Source organism: Brevundimonas sp. (genome assembly GCF_036400995.1).
In the GTDB taxonomy this organism is placed as follows: Bacteria; Pseudomonadota; Alphaproteobacteria; order Caulobacterales; family Caulobacteraceae; genus Brevundimonas.
This window is the reverse complement of sequence record NZ_DASWWG010000023.1, coordinates 1-1,993: the sequence shown is the minus strand read 5'-3', so window position 1 is coordinate 1,993 and position 1,993 is coordinate 1. Positions and strand designations below refer to the sequence as shown.

General features: G+C 70.2%; 1 protein-coding gene and 2 pseudogenes. 1 reads left to right on the top strand and 2 read right to left on the bottom strand.

What is annotated here, in order from left to right:
• Positions 1-85 (bottom strand): annotated as a pseudogene (locus VGE03_RS03260) (hypothetical protein); the annotation flags it as partial.
• Positions 86-270: 185 nt separating this feature from the next.
• On the opposite strand from VGE03_RS03260, the gene VGE03_RS03255 reads away from it, so the two are divergent.
• The gene (locus VGE03_RS03255) at positions 271-1,785 is read left to right on the top strand and encodes a serine hydrolase (RefSeq protein ID WP_331045039.1); all 1,515 of its coding nucleotides are present in this window, start codon (positions 271-273) and stop codon (positions 1,783-1,785) included.
• A gap of 3 nt (positions 1,786-1,788) precedes the next feature.
• Here the strand turns inward: VGE03_RS03255 and VGE03_RS03250 are convergent.
• Positions 1,789-1,993 (bottom strand): annotated as a pseudogene (locus VGE03_RS03250) (alpha/beta hydrolase); the annotation flags it as partial.

Sequence of the window (1,993 nt, the reverse complement as noted above, 5' to 3'; positions counted from 1 at the left end):
TCAGCCAGATGTTCTCGAAGATCTTCTTGCCGCCGGGAAAGGCCTTGGTCAGGCCCTGCATCTGGAAAATGTATTGCTGCGCCATGAGGTGCGGTGCGCCCTGTCGTTCGATCGAATGGGGAGGTTGGCGCGGGATGTAGCGACCGCGCGGCTTCAGGGCAAATCACTAGCGCAGCGGCGGGGCGGATTGATGGCGGCCGGTGCATCCGATCGGCGGCGTCGCGGCCTCCTGAGGATGCGCCCCGCGTCCGGGGTGACGGGGAGCCGCCCATGTCTTCGCATCGCCTGTCCACGGTCCTTGCGGCCGCGATCCTGTTCGCCCTGCCCTCGGGAGTTGGGGCGCAGGAGCGTGCCGAATTCCCCGCCGCAATGGACGCCTTCGCCCGGCGTGCGCTGACGCGGACCGAGGCTGTGCCGGGGATGGCGGTGACGGTGGTGGATCGCGACGGCCGCCTGTTCGCGGCGGGTTACGGGGTGGCGGATATCGAGACCGGCGCGCCGGTGACGGCGGAGACCCGGTTCTACATCGCCTCGGCCACCAAATCCTTCACCGCCCTGGGCGTGGCGGCCATGGCCCGGCGGGGCGAGATCGATCTGGACGCGCCCCTGTCCGACTGGTCGCCGACCTCGGGCGCGCCCGCCGATATCGCTGCCCGGGTCAGCCTGACGGACCTGCTCAGTCACCGGTCGGGCGTCGACAATCCAGCCATCGCGTTTCGCGCGGCGTTTTCAGGGGTCTGGACGCCCGGTCTGATGTGGGAGCTGACGGATCAGACGCGCTGGCGCACCGGCGGGGCGTACGGCGCCTTCGCCTATTCGAACGCCGGCTACAATCTGGCGACGGTGTTGCTGGAGCATGAGCGTGGGCGGGACTGGCGCGCGCTGGTGCGCGAGGAGGTGCTGGAGCCGCTGGGCATGGCGGACACCACGGCCTTCATCGACGAAGCCCGCGCGGACGGAGCGGTGGTCGCCGCCGGACATCTGGGACTGGCCGCAGGGGGGGCGACCCGGTCGCCGCTGCAGAAGGTCGATGCGACCATGCAGTCCGCCGGAGGCCTGGTCTCGACCGCCGACGATATGGCGATCTGGCTGGAGGCCCAGATCAATGATGGACGGATCGGCGGGCGACAGCGACTGCCGCCCGGGCTGATCGCCTCCACCCACGCCGCCCGCGTGGCGCAGGAGACGACCTTCGGCGAGTACGCCCGCACCGGCTACGGGCTGGGCTGGCAGGTGGGGCGATATCGCGATGACTTGCTGATCCACCATTTCGGAAACTTCTCGGGTTCGCGCGCCCACGTCTCCTTCATGCCGGAGCGTGGGCTGGGCGTGGCGGTGCTGGTCAATGAAGACGCCGTGGCGGGGGAACTGGCCGATCTGGTCGCCAACTACGCCTATGACTGGTTCTCGGGTCTGCCGGACATCGACGCCGTCTATGACGGGAAGCTGGACGCCCTGATCACGCGCCGGGACCGACGTCGGGCGGGGCTGGCCGCCGGTGTGGCGGCGCGGGCGCAGCGCCCCCGGACTCTCACCCTGCCGGACGGCGCCTATGTCGGCGACTATGTGAGCCGGTCGTACGGGACGATGACGGTGCGCGAGGCGGACGGGCGGCTGGTCCTATCCGTCGGCGAGATGTCCGCCGTGGCGGAAAACTACACCGATCCCGAGAGCCTGCGCGTGGAGCTGACGCCGCTCGCCGGGGAGGTGGTGACGTTCAGCATCGACGCCGAGGGACGCCCTGCGTCGCTGGCGTACGACGGCGAGGTCTTCATCCGGCGCTGAGCGTCAGGGGCGGGCCGGAAGCACCGCCATCAGGGCCCGCGTAAAGCCGACCGGGGCGACCGTCAGGTGGTCCTCGTCGGCCAGCACGACCGACTGCACCGTCAGGCCCGGATAGTGGCGGGACTCCAGCGTGGTCTCCATCCGCCGCACGTCGCCGACCATGTCCGTGTCGGTGGTGTTGCGCCGGTCGGGCCCCGGGACCTCCCAG